Source organism: Nitrosopumilus sp. S6 (genome assembly GCF_054515815.1).
The window spans coordinates 1-17,645 of the sequence record NZ_JBTNRI010000012.1 but is presented as its reverse complement, the minus strand read 5'-3'; the positions used below and the strand labels follow the sequence as shown (position 1 = coordinate 17,645).

The 17,645-nt window shown below is 33.6% G+C and carries 19 protein-coding genes; 11 read left to right on the top strand and 8 right to left on the bottom strand.

The features are described 5' to 3' along the window. Nucleotides 1-128 precede the first annotated feature (128 nt). Together ACX12B_RS07945 and ACX12B_RS07940 are read right to left on the bottom strand one after the other, a co-directional pair. A complete protein-coding gene (locus ACX12B_RS07945) occupies nt 129-458 on the bottom strand; it encodes a tRNA-binding protein (RefSeq protein WP_459353486.1) in 330 nt (109 codons plus the stop codon). A 38-nt stretch (nt 459-496) separates the two neighbouring features. After that, nucleotides 497-694: a hypothetical protein gene (locus ACX12B_RS07940; RefSeq protein WP_459353485.1), complete on the bottom strand. Its 198-nt coding sequence runs from the start codon at nt 692-694 to the stop codon at nt 497-499. 172 nt (nt 695-866) lie between these two features. Between ACX12B_RS07940 and ACX12B_RS07935 the strand changes: the two genes are divergently transcribed. From ACX12B_RS07935 to ACX12B_RS07910, 6 genes are read left to right on the top strand one after another with little or no spacing between them, the layout of a single operon-like run. Beyond that, on the top strand, nt 867-1,283 hold the full coding sequence (locus tag ACX12B_RS07935; protein ID WP_459353484.1) for a type II toxin-antitoxin system RatA family toxin: 417 nt from the start codon (nt 867-869) through the stop codon (nt 1,281-1,283). Nucleotides 1,284-1,286: 3 nt separating this feature from the next. After that, the gene (locus tag ACX12B_RS07930) at nt 1,287-2,495 is read left to right on the top strand and encodes a glycosyltransferase family 2 protein (RefSeq protein ID WP_459353483.1); all 1,209 of its coding nucleotides are present in this window, start codon (nt 1,287-1,289) and stop codon (nt 2,493-2,495) included. Nucleotides 2,496-2,533: 38 nt separating this feature from the next. Then, the gene (locus tag ACX12B_RS07925) at nt 2,534-3,676 is read left to right on the top strand and encodes a S1C family serine protease (RefSeq protein ID WP_459353482.1); all 1,143 of its coding nucleotides are present in this window, start codon (nt 2,534-2,536) and stop codon (nt 3,674-3,676) included. Nucleotides 3,677-3,717: 41 nt separating this feature from the next. Next, nucleotides 3,718-4,887, top strand: coding sequence for a 7,8-didemethyl-8-hydroxy-5-deazariboflavin synthase subunit CofG (gene cofG, locus ACX12B_RS07920; protein WP_459353481.1), 1,170 nt, complete (start codon nt 3,718-3,720; stop codon nt 4,885-4,887). Continuing rightward, nucleotides 4,884-6,143 carry a 5-amino-6-(D-ribitylamino)uracil--L-tyrosine 4-hydroxyphenyl transferase CofH gene (gene cofH / locus ACX12B_RS07915; RefSeq protein WP_459353480.1) on the top strand — a complete coding sequence of 420 codons (1,260 nt, stop codon included), beginning with the start codon at nt 4,884-4,886 and terminating at the stop codon, nt 6,141-6,143. Before cofG ends, cofH begins: the two co-directional genes overlap by 4 nt. Further along, nucleotides 6,144-7,502: a TldD/PmbA family protein gene (locus ACX12B_RS07910; protein ID WP_459353479.1), complete on the top strand. Its 1,359-nt coding sequence runs from the start codon at nt 6,144-6,146 to the stop codon at nt 7,500-7,502. Nucleotides 7,503-7,520: 18 nt separating this feature from the next. On the opposite strand, the gene ACX12B_RS07905 is transcribed toward ACX12B_RS07910, so the two are convergent. The 4 genes from ACX12B_RS07905 to ACX12B_RS07890 all read right to left on the bottom strand — a co-directional run bounded on the left by ACX12B_RS07905 (nt 7,521) and on the right by ACX12B_RS07890 (nt 10,430). Further along, on the bottom strand, nt 7,521-8,456 hold the full coding sequence (locus tag ACX12B_RS07905; RefSeq protein WP_459353478.1) for a calcium/sodium antiporter: 936 nt from the start codon (nt 8,454-8,456) through the stop codon (nt 7,521-7,523). 137 nt (nt 8,457-8,593) lie between these two features. Continuing rightward, on the bottom strand, nt 8,594-8,737 hold the full coding sequence (locus tag ACX12B_RS07900) for a hypothetical protein (RefSeq protein WP_459353477.1): 144 nt from the start codon (nt 8,735-8,737) through the stop codon (nt 8,594-8,596). 1 nt (nt 8,738) lies between these two features. Next, complete coding sequence (locus ACX12B_RS07895; RefSeq protein ID WP_459353476.1) at nt 8,739-9,107, bottom strand: DUF6659 family protein; 369 nt, start codon at nt 9,105-9,107, stop codon at nt 8,739-8,741. Nucleotides 9,108-9,122: 15 nt separating this feature from the next. Continuing rightward, nucleotides 9,123-10,430, bottom strand: coding sequence for an ammonium transporter (locus tag ACX12B_RS07890; protein WP_459353475.1), 1,308 nt, complete (start codon nt 10,428-10,430; stop codon nt 9,123-9,125). A gap of 117 nt (nt 10,431-10,547) precedes the next feature. Here ACX12B_RS07890 and ACX12B_RS07885 point away from each other — a divergent pair, with 117 nt between their 5' ends. Beyond that, entirely contained in the window at nt 10,548-10,880 is a 333-nt protein-coding gene (locus ACX12B_RS07885) for a P-II family nitrogen regulator (protein ID WP_459353474.1), read from the top strand. A gap of 226 nt (nt 10,881-11,106) precedes the next feature. Here the strand turns inward: ACX12B_RS07885 and ACX12B_RS07880 are convergent, their stop codons facing one another. After that, entirely contained in the window at nt 11,107-11,688 is a 582-nt protein-coding gene (locus ACX12B_RS07880; RefSeq protein WP_459353473.1) for a P-II family nitrogen regulator, read from the bottom strand. 188 nt (nt 11,689-11,876) lie between these two features. Here ACX12B_RS07880 and ACX12B_RS07875 point away from each other — a divergent pair, with 188 nt between their 5' ends. Continuing rightward, nucleotides 11,877-12,224 carry a hypothetical protein gene (locus ACX12B_RS07875; protein ID WP_459353472.1) on the top strand — a complete coding sequence of 116 codons (348 nt, stop codon included), beginning with the start codon at nt 11,877-11,879 and terminating at the stop codon, nt 12,222-12,224. A 9-nt stretch (nt 12,225-12,233) separates the two neighbouring features. Here the strand turns inward: ACX12B_RS07875 and ACX12B_RS07870 are convergent, their stop codons facing one another. After that, nucleotides 12,234-13,895 carry a hypothetical protein gene (locus tag ACX12B_RS07870; protein WP_459353471.1) on the bottom strand — a complete coding sequence of 554 codons (1,662 nt, stop codon included), beginning with the start codon at nt 13,893-13,895 and terminating at the stop codon, nt 12,234-12,236. A gap of 417 nt (nt 13,896-14,312) precedes the next feature. On the opposite strand from ACX12B_RS07870, the gene ACX12B_RS07865 reads away from it, so the two are divergent. The 3 genes from ACX12B_RS07865 (at nt 14,313) to ACX12B_RS07855 (ending at nt 17,432) form a co-directional block, all read left to right on the top strand. Further along, nucleotides 14,313-15,038: a proteasome assembly chaperone family protein gene (locus ACX12B_RS07865; protein WP_459353470.1), complete on the top strand. Its 726-nt coding sequence runs from the start codon at nt 14,313-14,315 to the stop codon at nt 15,036-15,038. Nucleotides 15,039-15,087: 49 nt separating this feature from the next. Next, entirely contained in the window at nt 15,088-16,110 is a 1,023-nt protein-coding gene (gene purM / locus ACX12B_RS07860) for a phosphoribosylformylglycinamidine cyclo-ligase (protein ID WP_459353469.1), read from the top strand. Nucleotides 16,111-16,184: 74 nt separating this feature from the next. Next, complete coding sequence (locus ACX12B_RS07855; protein ID WP_459353468.1) at nt 16,185-17,432, top strand: cation:proton antiporter; 1,248 nt, start codon at nt 16,185-16,187, stop codon at nt 17,430-17,432. Nucleotides 17,433-17,645: the final 213 nt, after the last annotated feature.

Here is a 17,645-nt window from a genome sequence, read left to right as displayed (position 1 = left end):
TTATAAAGACAATCAGATTTTTATACAAATTTTGCAATAATAATCATCCAATTCAGAAAAACATGGTTCCCAAAGAACCTACTTGGAAAAAACGGACAAGGGGAAATGGCTTGGTTCCCTTTCTAAAATTACTTTATAGGACTTCCAAGTGGAACATCTTCTTCCACAGTTAACCAAAATGGTTTATCATCAACATCTGCAGCTAAAAGCATTGCGTTGGATTCCACTCCTGCCATTTTTTTTGGTTCCAGATTTGCAAGAACAATCACAGTCTTTCCAACAATGTCTTCAGGTTGGAAATATTGTGCGCCGCCAATAATTACATCACGTTGATCATCATGTCCCAAATCAATTTTACCTTTGATAATTCTAGATTTTCCTTCAATAGGTTCTGTTGCAATAATTTTTGCTACTCGGATATCGAGTTTTGCAAAATCATCATATGATACATTTGACATGAAATGACACCAATGTTACCTGTTAAATGAATTTCGAATTACTGTAAATCTTTTTTATCAATTCCACTAGTTTCAATTTCATATCGAAGAGCAGCAGGGAGTTCCATGTACTTTTTGTTAACTAGTTCAATTATTTGATCCTCAGGCACATTAGCTTTTTTCAATAATTTTCCACGTTGATGTGCATATGCATTTTTCCAAAAGCCTGCACCGTCAAAGGTTCCTATTTTTGGCATGTATTTCGAGGGTTTCATTTTCTTTCAAAGATTAATTGACTGTGACGGAAGAATGGCAAATGCCATTAGAACTGGAGTTACTGTTCTGGATTTTAGGCATTTGCCCATCACAGTCTATTTGCAGTAGAGTTGGAATCTAATATATTTAATGCGGAACAAGTAATTGCATCGCATGGCTACAATTGAAGTCAAAGTCCAGATTAATGCTCCAATAGAAAGAGTTTGGGACATAGTATCAGATATTGACAATGAACCAAAATTTTGGAAGGGGACTAAAGAAGTGAAAAATATCTCAAAGAAGGAAAATGTCATTTACAGAGAAATAACAATAGCATTTCGTGATCAAAAATGCATGCAAGAAGTCACAATAGAGCCAAAAAAAAGAATCCATGCAAAATTCACCAAAGGCATCCTTAATGGTGAAAAAATTGTATCTCTAATTCCAGAAGGAGATAATACTACACTTCAGACAATATGGGATATCAAAATGACAGGGATGATGAGTATGTTTACAGGAATGATAAAAAAGCACATCAAAAGTGGGACAGAGCAAGCCATGAATAGCATCAAAAAAGAAATTGAGAGATAGTTTATGGATATAGCATTTGATATTTTTAATTATTCATTATCGGCAATACTAATTGGCATTTGTGGGGCGTGGGTATTTCTCATAAAAACAATGATTGATTCTTTTAGACTTACACCATATCTTGATAGATTTGAAAATACCGCAAAAACATCACCCAAAGTATCAATAATTCTTCCAGCAAGAAACGAAGAAGAGTTTTTGGGAAAATGTTTAGATTCGTTGATTAATCAAGATTATGAAAATTATGAAATTATTGTAATTGATGATTCATCAGAGGACTCTACAGGAAAAATAATTTCAGAATATGCAGAAAAAAATTCAAAAGTCATTCATGTATCGGCAAAACCAAAACCAGAAGGGTGGATGGGGAAAAATTGGGCATGTATGGAAGGATATAGAAAAGCCACTGGAGAACTACTATTATTCACAGATGCAGATACAACACACAAGAAAAACGTAATATCACTTGCAGTGACACATCTTCTCTCATTTGACTTGGATGCATTATCGGTCATTCCTAAAATGCTAACATTTGATTTTTGGACAAAAATTACACTTCCAATGATTTCAACATTTTTGCATACACGATTTTCTGCACTAAATGTAAACAATCCTTCAAAAAAGACAGGTTATTTTTTTGGGAGTTTTTTCATTTTGAAGAAAAAAACATACGAACAAGTTGGAATGCATGAAGGTGTAAAACATGAGATTATTGAAGATGGAGCACTAGGAAAAAAAGTAAAAGAATCAGGCCATAAAATGAAAATGGTAAGAGGAGAACACCTCATTGATGCAGTATGGGCAAGAGACAAAATTACGCTTTGGAATGCACTAAAAAGATTAATGATTCCTCTGTATCTTCAAAGTGGGAAAATTGCAATAGGGATTTTCTTTGCAGTGCTGTTTTTACTCTTTGTTCCATTTCCAGTTTTAGTTACATCAATTTCATTTCCAACAGAAACAATATCTTCACAAATTCTTTGCATTACAGCGTTTATAGCATCATTATTGATTTACATCGGAGCAATAATTGAAGCAAAAATAGGTTTAGAACTAAGATTTGTTCATGCATTATTTGCACCACTTGGGAGTCTTGTAGTAGTTTTAGGATTTTTGAGTGGCTTACTCCAAGCTAAAAAAACATCATCGGTAACTTGGAGAGGAAGAAGTTATTCTATGAAAGATCATTCTCAAAGTTCAATTAGCATATAGTAATCCTTTTAGATACAAAATAGAGAATAAAAAATCTCATGGACAAATCTGGAGTATTTGTAGGAGGCGCCATAGGAGCTGCAATTGCAATAGTGATTTTTGCAGTATTGTTTGCATCACCACCCGAATCAATAAAACCAGATATCATAGTAAGTAACGGTCATGGTCCAAATATAGTAGGTGAAACCACCCCAACTTACACAAAAAAATTATCATTAATTGAGATATTTGAAAAATCAGAACCAGGGGTTGTGAGAGTTAATGTTCAAAGAGGAGAAACAGGAGATCCAGTAGGAGGAGTGGGTTCAGGATTTGTTTTTGATAAAAATGGCCATATTATTACAAATGAACATGTCATTGACAATTCTCAAAAAATTATTGTTACATTTCTTGATGGTAGATCATACAATGCAGAAATTATTGGAGTAGATGAATATACAGATCTTGCAATAATCAAAGTTAATGCAGACTTGTCATTATTACGTCCATTATCACTTGGCGATTCTTCAAATCTCAAAGTAGGAGAGCCAATAGCTGCAATAGGAAATCCATTTGGATTATCAGGTTCTATGACATCAGGAATAGTAAGTCAGTTAGGTCGACTACTTCCATCAGGTTCAGGATATTCAATTCCAGATGTTATTCAAACTGATGCAGCTATCAACCCAGGAAACTCGGGAGGACCATTATTGAATATGAGAGGAGAAGTAGTTGGAATTAATACAGCAATTCAATCAGCAACAGGGGAATTTACAGGTGTAGGATTTGCAATTCCATCACAAACAGTTGCAAAAATAATTCCAAAATTAATTGAAGATGGAGAATACAAGCATCCATGGATAGGAATCTCTGGAAGAGATATTGATCCTGATTTGGCCAAAGTTTTGGATCTGCAAGATGCAGTTGGCTTTTTGGTAGTCACAGTAGTAGAAGATAGCCCAGCTTCAAAAGCAGGATTGATTGGTTCAGATAAAACAATTGAGGAAAATGGAGTAAACTATCCAATGGGCGGAGATATTATTTTGTCAGTAGATGGAATAGAGGTAAGAAAAATTGATGATATTTTGATTCATCTTCAAAGAGCAAAATCAGTTGGAGATGAGATGATTTTAGAGGTTTTAAGAGACGGTAGAACTACAAACATCTCAATTATTCTTCAAGAAAGACCAAATGGAAATTAGTTCAATACAAGCATAAATACTCATAGTCAAGAATCATTTTGTTGAGTAAACTCGTATTAAATTCTGAGAGCCTAAACAATGTTTTAGATAATAAAGAAATTTCACGTCACAGTATTTTAGAAATTTATCACAACGCAATTAAAAATCCAAGTGAACTTTTTTCAACTGCACAAATTCTAAGAAAAAAATACAAAGGAAATTCTGTAACATTTTCAAAAAAAGCCTTTTTCAACATTGTTAATCTCTGCAAAGATAGCTGTTCATATTGCACATACAAAGCAGAACCTGGAGAAGAAAAAATATCATTAATGTCAAAACAACAAATTACAGACTTACTAGATCTTGCAAAAAAATACAGATGTGTTGAAGCATTATTTGTAACAGGAGAACAACCTGAACAAAGATATCAAGAAGCAAGAGAGTGGTTAAAAGAAAATGGATTTACATCAACATCAGAATATTTGATTCATGCATCAGAGATTGCATTAGAGAAGGGACTTTTCCCACACACTAATGCAGGAAATTTGAGTTTTAAAGAAATGAAAGAACTAAAGAAAACAAATGTTTCAATGGGACTAATGCTTGAAAACATTAGTGAGAGATTAACAGAGAAAGGAATGCCACATCATTTGGCATCAAGTAAGAGACCAAAAACAAGATTAGAAATTCTAGAGAATTCTGGAAAATTACACATTCCGATGACTACAGGGATTCTTGTAGGAATTGGGGAGACCATAGAGGAGATTATTGATTCATTATTGGCAATCAAGGAATTACACCAAAAATATGGAAATATTCAAGAGATAATTTTACAAAATTTCCAACCAAAACAAGACACTAGAATGAAAGATGAGCCATCTGCTGATGAAAAATATTTCAAAACAATTGTTGCTTTATCTAGAATAATTATGCCAGAAATGAACATACAGATTCCACCAAATCTCTCACCAACATCATATCAGAGTTTTTTGTCAGTAGGAATTAACGATTGGGGAGGAATTTCACCTTTAACTCCTGATTTTGTAAATCCTGAATTTTCCTGGCCAGAAATAAACAAAGTTAATGAAAATTCAAAAAATGCAGGATTTGATTTGAAATGTAGATTCCCAATATATCCAGAATTCTTTTCTTTTATTAGTAAAGAACTACAAGAAAATATGAAAGAGATTCAAAATGAGGAAGGTCTAGTCAAAGAGGAGTATTGGAGATGACAATGAACATAGACGCACTTTTTAAAAACGCAGACCCGGTAATTTCAGAGATTCTAAACAGAGCACTATCAGAAAAAGAAGTTACTGCAAAAGAAGGATTAGAATTGTATGATACATCAGGTATTGATTTTCATCTAGTAGGACTAGTTGCAGATGAACTAAGAAGAAGAAGAGTGGGAGACATTGTATCATATGTAGTAAATAGGAACATTAATTTTACAAATGTCTGTATAAAACAATGTGGATTTTGTGCATTTAGTAGGGACTTTAGAGAAGAAGAAGGATATTTTCTTCCAACTGAAGAAATTGTTCGTAGAGCAAAAGAAGCACATCAATTAGGAGCAACAGAGGTTTGCGTTCAAGCAGGACTACCTCCAGATATGGAAGGAGATGTGTATGAGAATATATGCAGAGAGATCAAAAAAGAAGTTCCAGATATCCACATTCATGGTTTTTCACCAGAAGAAATTCTGTATGGGGCCACTCGTTCTGGAGTAGATATTGAAGAATTTCTAAAGAGAATGAAAGAAGCAGGAGTAGATACACTACCAGGAACCTCAGCAGAAATTCTCGACCAAGAACTAAGAGATAAAATTTCACCAGGCAGAATAAGCGTAAAAGATTGGGAAACAGTCATCAAAAATGCCCACAAAATGGGAATAAACACAACATCAACTATGATGTTTGGACACTTGGAATCATATGAAGATAGAGTAAAACATATTGAAAAATTAAGAAATATTCAAAAAGAAACGGGGGGGTTTACTGAGTTTGTTCCACTTAACTTTATTCATACAGAAGCACCAATGTACAAACATCAATTACATGAAGGAATCAAACAAGGCGCTAGTGGAAATGATGTCTTACTTACACATGCAATTGCAAGAATAATGTTGAATAATTATATTAACAATATACAAATGTCTTGGGTTAAAGAAGGTCAAAAAATGTCACAGTTGTTACTAATGTGGGGAGCTAATGATTTTGGTGGAACACTAATCAATGAAAGTATTTCAACATCTGCAGGATCAGAGCATGGGCAATTATTGAAACCAAAAGAGATTAGAAGAATGATAAGAGAAATCAAAAGAATCCCCGCAGAAAGAAATACAAAATATGAGATATTGAAAAAATTCGAAGGAGATGATGAACCTGAAGATAAACTGGATAGAGTTACAAACACATCACAGTTTGGATCATATGTAGAATTAATTAAAATAAATAAATTCAATTATGAAAATCCAAGGAGAAAATAATTGTCTGCCTTAGAAAAGGCATTACAGCATTCAAAGAAAAAACAAATTGATGAATGTGAAATAGTTTCTGTTAAAAAAAATATTACAACAATAAGAATTACTGATTCAGAAATTGCAGAAATCAAACAAAATTTTGAACAAAGTTTTGGAATTAGAATAATCCATGAGAAAAAAATTGCATCAATTCAAACAACAAAAAAAGAAGACATCAAAGATTCTATTGATTCTGCATATTCAACAATTCCAAATCTAAGACCTAGAGAATTTTGGCAGGGATTGCCCACAACAGTGTCAAATAGAAATCTAGAAGGAACATTTGATGAGAAATTAGAGAAAATTTCAGGCTCAAAAATGATGGATATCGCACAATCTATGATAAATTCAGCAAAGTCTGATAAAATTAATACGATTACAGGTTCATTAAACATTGTTTCAGATCTTTTTGAGATTGAAAACTCCAATGGGCTCCATTTTGAGGATAAATCAACATACATTTCAGGAATTATTAATGCAGAATCAGAGCAGGGAGTTTTGCCAGTTTCAGGTATAGGCCATGCCAGTGGAAGAACTTTGTCAAATTTTGTAGCAGAACAAATTGGTAAAGATGCAAAGAAAATGTGTATTGAATCTATAAATCCAAAAAAAATTGATACCGACACATATTCTATAATTTTTGAACCATATTCTGTTGGAGAATTATTAGCATTTGTAATTTCATCAAATTTTAATTTCAAAACATTCTCAGAAAAGAAAAGTTGTTTTTCTAATAATTTTGATGAATATGTTGCAGTTGAAAATTTCAATTTAATTGATGACCCACATATTGCAGAAGGTGTAGGAACAAAAGCAGTAGATGATGAGGGAATAGATACACAGAAAAATAATTTAATTGAAAATGGAATATTCAAAAACACATATTCAAATCTTTTTGATAGTTACAAAGAAAATAAAAAATCAACAGGAAATGCAGCTAGAATGGGATCTCCTCTGGGTAGAAGTTCAGACCCAATTACAATTTCATCCCCACATAATCTAAAAATTGATTCTGGGGAATCATCTCAAGAAGACATGATAAAAGATACAAAACATGGGATACTAGTTGGAAGGTTATGGTACACATATGCAGTAAATCCAATCAAAGGGGATTTTTCATGCACCGCCAGAAGTGGAGTCAGAATTATTGAAAATGGAGAAATCATAAATCCCGGAAAATCAGTAAGGATTATTCACAATCTCCCAACTATGTTGAAAAATATTTCAGAAATTGGAAATGATCAACAAAATGTTATCCAATGGGCATCACTTCCATCAATAACACCATCAATTAAAGCAGAAAAAATCAAAGTAACATCAATCTAAATTTGATTTAGACAAAAGTTATTTGAAAAATGTCAATACCAAATATGCAACATATCCAATTGCCAGACAGACACCCATGACCCTGTTAATTATGCCTGTTTTGAGCCCAATTAGTAATGCAAGACTAAACAAAATCATGACTACATAATCAACATAAACATCATCTGAAATCATCACACCACCAAGAGCAGCACCCACACCCATAATCATCAAGATATTGTAGATGTTACTTCCAATGATATTCCCAACACCGATATCACTATGTCCTTTTCTAATTGCAATAATTGAAGTGATTAATTCTGGAAGAGAAGTTCCAATTGCAATTACAGTTAAGCCAATAATTTTTTCAGACAAACCAAATTCTTTGGCAATAATCACAGCATTATCAACTGTCAAAATTGCTCCAATATACAAAAGCCCCACACCAAGTCCAATCAAACCAATTGATTTTAGATAGATGTTACCTGTACCTGATTGAACTTCATATTTAGTCTCTTCTCGTTGTTTCATTGCATCTTTGAGGGTGTAATATCCAAAGATGCCCAACCCAACAAGTAACAATATTCCATCATAATGAGATAATTCACCATCAATTGAAATCAAAATCAATAAAACAGAAACCCCTAACATAATTGGAATTTCTTTACGAAAAAGAGATTTTTTAATTGCAAGCGGTACAAGGATTGCTGCAATGCCAATTACCATACCAACATTTGCAATATTACTTCCAATTATATTTCCTAGAATAATTGCACTGTGATCTCCTGCAGCTGCTATACTTGCAGCAAGTTCTGGAGTAGATGTACCATATGCTACAATAGTCATTCCAATTACAAGATTACTTATACGAAACTTTTGTGCAATAGCAACACCTCCATTAACTAACCAATTACCACCAAAACACAGCATAACCAATCCTACAACAGTAAGAACAGCACTGATTACTACTTCCACATGAAAGTTTCAGTCTTTAGGGGTTTAAAGGGAAGCATTTACTATAATTTTACAATTCAAGCAATTAGAGTTAATTTCTAAACTGCAAAAATCAAATGAGACCAGGCATAAAATGAAGAAAAAATGAGCATAAAGTGTTATTTCAGTGCATGTTTTAGTTGGGCATTGATAATATTTGAAAAACTAATGTGTTGTTGAGATTTTGTGATTTCTTTGGCCTGAAGAGTATAGATTTTTTTAACTAATTCATCATCCATAGTAATTGTAACTCGGCGTACCAAATTATTCACCAGACAAACCCAGTTCAGAACGAATAGTATCAATAATTTTCAGATAATCAGCACGGGGTTCAGTACTGATTAAGAACAATTCACTAGAATTTATTGGAATAGTGATCATTGTAACTTTTTCATATTCGGTAATGGAAGAAGTCTCATTACCTATTTTGTATGCCAAATTAGTATACAGTTCTCTTTTTTGCAAAGCATAATGAATAGACATTTTGACTTCATCTCCAACCAATAGTTTTTCTACATCATCTTTTTGACCTCCTGCAACAAGTTCACCTTTGTTGTTTGCAACACCAGCAAATCTTACTTGAGAATCTAAATCAAGAATTTTTTTTGCAAGATCATCATAATTAATAGTCAAGAAAATACACCAAATCTATTTTTTCTTTCTAAAGATTTCATCTTTTTCTTGTAATTCATCAGTATAAGTATCCATATCTAACATAAATTCTTCTTCATCAGAGTACGCAGATTCTGCATGCTCACTAATATCCAGACCTACATCTTCAACTTCAGCACTAACCCTAATTCCAATAAGATGTTTAAGTATCTGCATTAAGATCCATGTTCCGCCAAATCCTATTGCTGCAGCAACAGCTACACCTACTGCTTGAATCCATAATTGATCTGGATTGCCAAACAACAGCCCATCAACACCACCAGGATTAATCATAGTACTTGCAAATATACCGATTGCAAGAGATCCTACAATACCTGCAACACCGTGGACAGAGCTTACATCAAGTGCATCATCAATGTGTAATTTTTCTTTGAATAGTACTACACCAGAGTAAGAGATTACACCAATTGCAATACCAATAACAAATGCATGTTCAGCACTAACAAATCCTGAGGCAGGAGTGATACCAGCAAGACCAGCAATCGCACCATTAATTGTAGCAACAACAGATGGTTTTCCTGTTCTTACCCATGAAAGTCCTGCCCAAATTAAAGCAGAAACAGAAGAAGCCATGTGAGTTACAATTACGGTGTTACCTGCAACACCACCAGATGCTGCAAGAGCACTACCTGCGTTAAAGCCAAACCATCCAAGCCATAGTAAAGATGAACCAAGAACTGCAAGGGGAATACTATGAGGAATCATTATGGCAGGACCATAATTTCTTCTCTTTCCTAATACCAGTGCAGCAGCTAAAGCAGCCATACCAACACTAGTGTGAATTACAATACCACCAGCAAAGTCTACAACACCTAGTTGTGCTAACCAACCGCCACCCCATACCCAGTGGACAAGAGGATAATAAATCAACATAGACCATGCAGATATGAATACAATAAAGGAACTAAACTTCATTCTTTCAGCAATTGTTCCTGTAAGAAGCAATGGCGTAATACATGCAAACATCAATTGGAATTTTACAAAGAGTACACCAGGAATAGTTGGAGCAAATGGTAATGAATCATCAGAAGGCACCCCTTTGAGGAAAACCCATTCCATATCTCCAATTAATCCATGTTCTGAAGGACTAAAGGATAAACTAAATCCAAATACAAACCACATGACACTCAAAAGTGCCAATCCGAAAAATATCTGCATAAAAATTGAAGCTGCGTTTTTCTTTCTTAGTAAACCAGATTCAAAAAGACCCAATGCAGGGATCATAAGTAATACAAGACTTCCAGCTACAAGCATCCATGCGGTATCCCCAGAATCAAGTACCATTAAATAAAAAAATTAGTTTTTAATTAATAACAATATCCTAATTTGATTGTCAAATGATAATCATTTGGTATACAAAATCAGAAATTATATTTATCAAGTTGAAATTACAATTATCAAATGCTCAAAATAGAAACTATTCTTGGCGAAAATGATGTCATGGCAATAAGTGAAGCACTAAAAAACATTGGAATAGGCGGTCTCACTGTCTCAAAGGTTAGAGGTAGAGGAAAAAGACCAGGTCCTGAAATTCATGCATCAAAAGGAAGTGAGATTTTTGTTCCTCAGTTCAATGAGAAATATTTGATTGAAGCCATCATACCAGAATCAAAAGAGGATGAAGTAGTAAACATAATCAAAGAAAATGGTAGAGTAGGTAAGATTTTTGTCTCACAAGTATTGCGTGCAATAGACATTGCAACTGGTGAAGAAGGCGAATCAACAATAATGTGATTTAGCATGGATGTTCGAAAAAGCAAATTATTCAAAAGAGAAAAGATGCAGCCAATTAAGCCTAAAGATTATCCAAAAGTAATTGCAATCATTGGAATAATTGTTATACCACCGATATTATTATTCTTCATATGAAAACCTCTAAGAAAATCTCCATTGTAAAAGTGATAATGGCTGCAGTAGGTCTAACTTTAGTGGGATTGTGGTTGTTTTCAGATTATATTTTTTAAAAATCTCCAAAATTATTTTCATAAACAATTGTAGGATTCTTTAGTTGTTTTTCTAATGTTGGAAGATATTTCATTATACAGTGATTCACAAAATCACTAAAGGATTTTATTCTGTAATCAGTTCGAAGAGTGTCTTTGTTTTCTTCATAAATTACTTGGAGTTTATGCAAAGTAAATTTTTGCAATGGAACAAGTCTACTACGTTTTGGCAATGTTATTGGTTCTGGTTTTTCATCTAAAACAAGTTCAAGATCTTGTGCAGCATCATTTGTTTCCATGTCGACGACTTCATCCATTTCAGAGACAAAGATTTTTCCTCCATGATTTGCAGTCAATCCAGAATTTTTTGAAATCATCTCAACTACTTTTCTTGCATCCTTGTCTGGCACCACCGTTTCAATTTTTGCCAGAGGGATTGATTTGAGACCGGTAGATCCTACACGAGAACCTTTAGATTCATCATAGATGTGGCTATCTTCTAAATTTCGTTTATCAATAATGTATGTACCAACTAGATGTAAGTGACTTTTGATTGTAGGGAAGTTTTTTCTTTTGATTATAGCCTCTATCTTTTTCACAAATAATTTTCAGAAAAAAGGGATATTTATGAGATTAGGCCATCATCATAACTAGTATGAGATCGTATTCAAATCATATTTGATGAATTGATGATTTAGGCATTAAATAATGGTGTAAAAAAATCAGCTAGAATGATCAACAAAGATCAAGTTAAAGACTAATAAAGTAATGTACCGTACCATACGGTATGATGCGAGCAAGACTAACATACGTACCACTAGAAGTGGCAGACCAATTCGAAGATTTCATAATTAAAAGAGATGAAGAAATCATGGGCGCAGTAAAAGCAAGGACCAGAGATTACAGTACTTTGTCTTTGTTGAAATTATTGTATCAATTAAGAGGAAGTCCAATGACATTTTCAGAATTGTATTCAAAATCAAAGATCAGAATGAAAAAGTCATTTTTGAACTATCTTCACCTATGTGTTGATTACAACTTTGTCAAAAAAGAGGCAGTTGGATCAAACATGATCTATACAATTACAGACAAGGGACATACAATGTTGAATCTCTTTATGCAGAAAAACAACTAAACGTCTAGTTTAAGATGAATGATCTTGAGGAAGAACAGAAATTGAAACTGTTTCTATGTGAGATACAAAATCTAAATTAGAACCAAGAAAAACATCTGCATAAAAATTGCCAGGGTTTTTTGGAATCCAAGATAACCCCAAGTTAAGGATTTGGCTTGAGTCAAGCTGTCCTGTAATCCACTTTAATGGCTGGACAATTTGATTTTGTTCATCTCTAATTTCAACTAGATAAACAAATTTTTTTGAAGTGTCATCATGATTTGTAATATCAGATGTGATCTGAACTAATTGTCCAAGTTTTAGTGAATGTATTTGTTTACCAAATGCATTTTTTAGACTTGTATCACCTATAACAAGACCAGAAATATCATTATCAAAACTAGTCTTAATTATCGAACTTGGTTCAGATTGTTGAAAATAGTAGGCATCAGGATAAAATATCGGATAATCATAATTCCACTCCATCTTGATTTCATCATCAGATTTGTGAGCATTTACAAATTCTTCTATGGATATCACATGTTGATTTTCTAAAATGGTTAATACCTCATCTCTTTCATCAAGAGTGTTTTTTTCTAGTTCATCAAACTTTTCACGAATATCCATAATTTGTTGACTCATTATCTTCTTTGAATTATAATCAGATTTGATGGAATGTTCAAGAATTTGTCTTTCTTCAGCGTATTTGTTGGATTCGATATTGGTCAAGAGAGACTCATATTTTTGAATAATTTCGAAGAGTTGTTCTTCATAATGTGTTTTGAGAGATTCAATTTTTGAGTTTAGACTATCGACTTTTTGTAGAATTCTATCTTTGTTGAATTTCTGCTCGTTTAGCACAAGATTTGGTTCTTCATTGGGGCCATCAACAATCTTTCCCATATTGTGTCGCATCCACATCTCAGCAGTGTATTCTGTGGTACAAACATAATCATCTGCATGATTTCTGTAAACTAAAACATGTCCAGGTCTACATTCAGTACTAGGATTAGTTTTACTTAGATCCTCCCAAGAGACAACATCAAATGGGTTTGCATCTAGATATTCAGGATTGGTTCTATAATCTTGATAATATTTTCGTAGTTCTTCTCCAGATAATCCATAGTTGAATTTACCATCAGACTCAAAGAGTACTTGTTGATTATAGTAAGCATTATTGTTTAGAATGTTATAAAATGCATTTGCAGATGACATTTCGGCACGGGTTATTTTTGCAGCTTTAACAAATGCATCTCTTGCTTGTTCTGGACTCCCACCTTCTAAGATGACTTTTTGTAATGCTTCTCGTCCAGCATCAATCTTTGATGCAGTGAATTTTAGATGGTGATCATAAATGCTAGATGTATCTTTTGCAGGGTTGTTTTCTAGTGCCCTTTCAAGCATATTATCAAATGTGTAATAACCCCAAAGTTCTTCCCATTTTCTTAAATCATTTTCTAAACTTTGGAGGACTTCTGCACGCTTTTGTTCTAATTCTAACTCTCTTTGTGAATTTTCAAAATTTCTTTGTTCTATTTGTGTAATCCATTTTTTGCTTTGTTCAATTTTTTTAAGAATGTCTTGGGCAACAGGATTGTTTTGTAGATCTCCTGATAAGGTTGTTTGATCTCCTATTGTTTGGGCATATGCAGAATGTATGAAAAGTGTGAAAAATACACCAATTACAAACATGTAACCAATGCCCCTCATGAACAAAAATTTGAGATTTTGATATTTATCGGGCACTGATAAATTATCAGTAAAATTTCAATTTTTACGCACAGAGTAAAGGAAAAAGTCAGGTCAAAAGTGACCTGACAGAAACGCTATGGTCTAGCACACGTTGATGAATGACTCCCAACAATTGTACAAATCTACTAAACATAATTCGCATAAAAAAGACACGTAGAAATGATTCATACAAATCATCAGGATATGCTAAATACTATTTTTACAAAAATAGATCATAGTTAGAACTGTCACCAAGAAACTGACGTTTTTGGTCTTAAGTTCTAATTATTACAGAATTGTTGCTAAATTCTGTCTAACAAAAAGTGTACAAAATACTTATTCAGTAAAGTAATTAGACAGAACAAATCGACGTAAACAATGTCAAAAGAATTTCCAGAAGCAGAAGTCTTTGAAATTAAAAAAATAGAGTTAAAGAGTCCTGTGATTTTTGCAGGGTTTGTTGGGGCAGGTCTTGTAGGACCAGTAGCAATTAATCACATAATTGAAGAATTAAAAATGAATGAAATTGCAGTAATGAGATCAAAATATCTTCCACCATCTACTGTGTTTATGAGAGGAAGATTACGTCATCCATTTAGATTCTATGCAAACAAGGAAGGAACGGTTTGTGCGATAATTTGTGAAATTACATTAAGAATGGATGGACTTTATTCATTAGTTTCATCAATTTTAGATTGGGCGACAGAAAAAGGATCAAAAGAGATTGTGATTTTAGATGGAGTGGCAAGTACGGAACATGATGATAAGGCATACTGTGCAGCAGAAGAAGATTTGGTAAGAACCATGGCAGATAAAGACATCAGTATGATTCCACAAGGATTCATCACAGGAATTCCAGGAGGAATACTAAACGAATGTTTGGTAAGAGAAATTCAAGGGCTGACATTATTGGCAAAGGCAAGTAGAGATACCACAGATTCTGGAGCCGCAGCAACACTAATTGAGGCTCTAAATCGATTCTACGATATGGATATAGATACAACAGATCTTCAAGAGGAAAAAGATAGAATTCATTCTGAATTTAGTGAGTTGTCTCAAAAATATGTAAAGCACAGAGAAGAGATAACTGGAATGTATATGTGATCGAGATAATGGGCAAATTCTTTTATTCACAGCAAAAGGGCAACAAACTATGGCTCTAACCTACAAGAAAGCAGGAGTAGACATTTCTAAAATTAAACAAAGTCAAATGGCAATTGGAAAACTAATTTCATCAACCCATAAGCTTCAAAAAAAAGCAAAGATAGCACATGGTTTCGGACATTACGCAGGAATTGTTGAAATTCCCGGAGGAAAACTTTTAGCAACACATACTGATGGAGTAGGAACAAAAGTTGTAATTGCAAACATGATGAAAAAATACAACACAATAGGAATTGACTGTGTTGCAATGAATGTTAATGACATAATCTGTATTGGTGCAACACCAATATCATTTGTAGATTACATTGCTGCAAACAAAAATGATGTTCCAATTTTTAAAAAGATTGTAGAAGGATTAGTAAAAGGTGCAAAGAAATCTGCAATGCCAATTGTAGGAGGAGAAACTGCAATTATGCCAGATGTTATAGAAGGAAAAGGCTTTGCATTTGATTTAGCAGGAATGGTGGTAGGATTAGTAGAGAAAAAACAGTTAGTACTTGGAAACAAAATAAAATCAGGAGATGTGATAATTGGAGCAAACAGCACAGGAATTCATTCAAACGGATATTCACTTGCAAGAAAGGCGTTATTGAAAAAATATTCAGTGAAAGACAAAGTAAAGGGAGTAGGTATCATAGGAGAGGCATTACTAAAGCCAACTGAAATCTACACAAAACCAGTTTTAGAAATGGTGGAAAAATGCAAAATTAATGGTCTTGCTCACATTACAGGAGGCTCATTTACCAAATTATTGCGTCTCAAGAAAATAGGTTATCAAATAGATTCTTTACCAAAAATGCCACCAATTATGGGTCTAGTTGAAGAGCAAGGAGTAAAGCCTGAAGAAATGTACAAGATATTCAACATGGGTGTAGGATTCTGTGTAGTAGCACCAAAAGAGCAGGTGACAAGAATTAAATCAATATTCAAAAAACACAAGATCTCAAGTCAAGAGATAGGTCAGATCGTTTCTAAGAAAGGTGTTTTTGTAAATTCACAAAAAATTGCTTAATTTAACAATAATAAAATAATTTTCAACCTAGTATCGCCTTATATTACACATTTTTCCATAACTATAACAGAAAGATGGCTGCAGAAGCACAGTTTATTGAAACAATCATTGGTGTAGGAATACTTCTTTTTGCAGCCAAATTAATGGCAGAGCTTTTCTTGAGATTAAAGCTTCCAATTGTATTAGGAGAATTATTGGCAGGAATGATTGTTGGACCATTTGCATTAGGTCAATTTTTCATTATAGATGGAAAGCAATTGTTGCACATCAATGAGGAGATAAAAATTCTAGGAGAAATGGGTGCAATTGTAATTTTGTTTATGGCAGGATTGGAAATGACACCAAAAGAATTCCTAAAAGGTGGAAAGGCATCATTTACAGTTGGGACATTAGGGGTGGTCGTCCCGTTCTTTGCAGGTTTTGTAATTTTTGGATTGTTTGGATTTGAAGCATTAGAATCAATGTTGATTGCAACGGCACTTACAGCTACCAGTATTGCAATTTCTATTCAAGTACTTAGTGAGTTTGGTAAACTAAAGACACCCGAAGCCAGATTAATCATTGGTGCAGCAGTAGTTGATGATATTTTAGCAATAGCAGTGTTGTCAGTTGTAATTTCAATCACAGGATCAGATGCAGGAATTGAGAGTATTGTTATTTCAGATGTCATTATAACAATTTTGCAAGTGTTAGGATTCTTTGCAATTATGTTAGTTGTAGCAGTGATAGTAATACCCAAAGTCATTACTCCAAGGCTATGGAAAGCAAAGGGTAGTGTTGAAGGAATTGCTACAGCGTCGTTCTTTGGTGCAGCAGCGCTTGCAGGCTCAATTGGACTGTCACCGATCGTAGGAGCATTTGCAGTAGGAATGGCATTATCAACAACCAAAGTGTTTGAAAAAGTTGAAAACTACATTGGAAAGGTTGGATTGATTTTTGCGCCGTTATTCTTTGCAATTATTGGAGCACAGGTAGACCTTCGTGCAGTAGATTTGAATATTTTAATGATTAGTGGAGTAATCATCGTAGTTGCAATTGTTACAAAATTATTAGGTTGTGGACTTCCAGCAATGTTCTTTTTGAAAAACAAAGCTCAAGGAATGAGAGTAGGTATTGGAATGATTTCAAGAGGAGAAGTAGGATTAATTGTTGCAGGAGTAGGAGTAACTGCAGGAGTATTAACATCAGAGGTGTATTCCACAATTGTAATCATGGTTGCAGTTACAACAATAATCACACCAATCTGGTTGAAGATGGAATATAGAAAAGAGCAAAAAAGTGGTAGTCAACCAGAGCAAAGTATAGAACAGAAACCAGAATAAAACCAGCAAGTCTTAAATTCTATAAAAATTTGTGAGAATCAGTAACATGTCAGTTGATGCAAGTAGTCAATCATTCAAAGAAGATATGATTGCAGAGATCAAAAGAATTCAAAATGAATTAACTGAATTAAAAAATCTCAAAAATAATATTTCAAACAAACCATCTACAAGAAAACCAGCTAAAAAGACAGCAAAGAGAAAACCAGCTAAAAA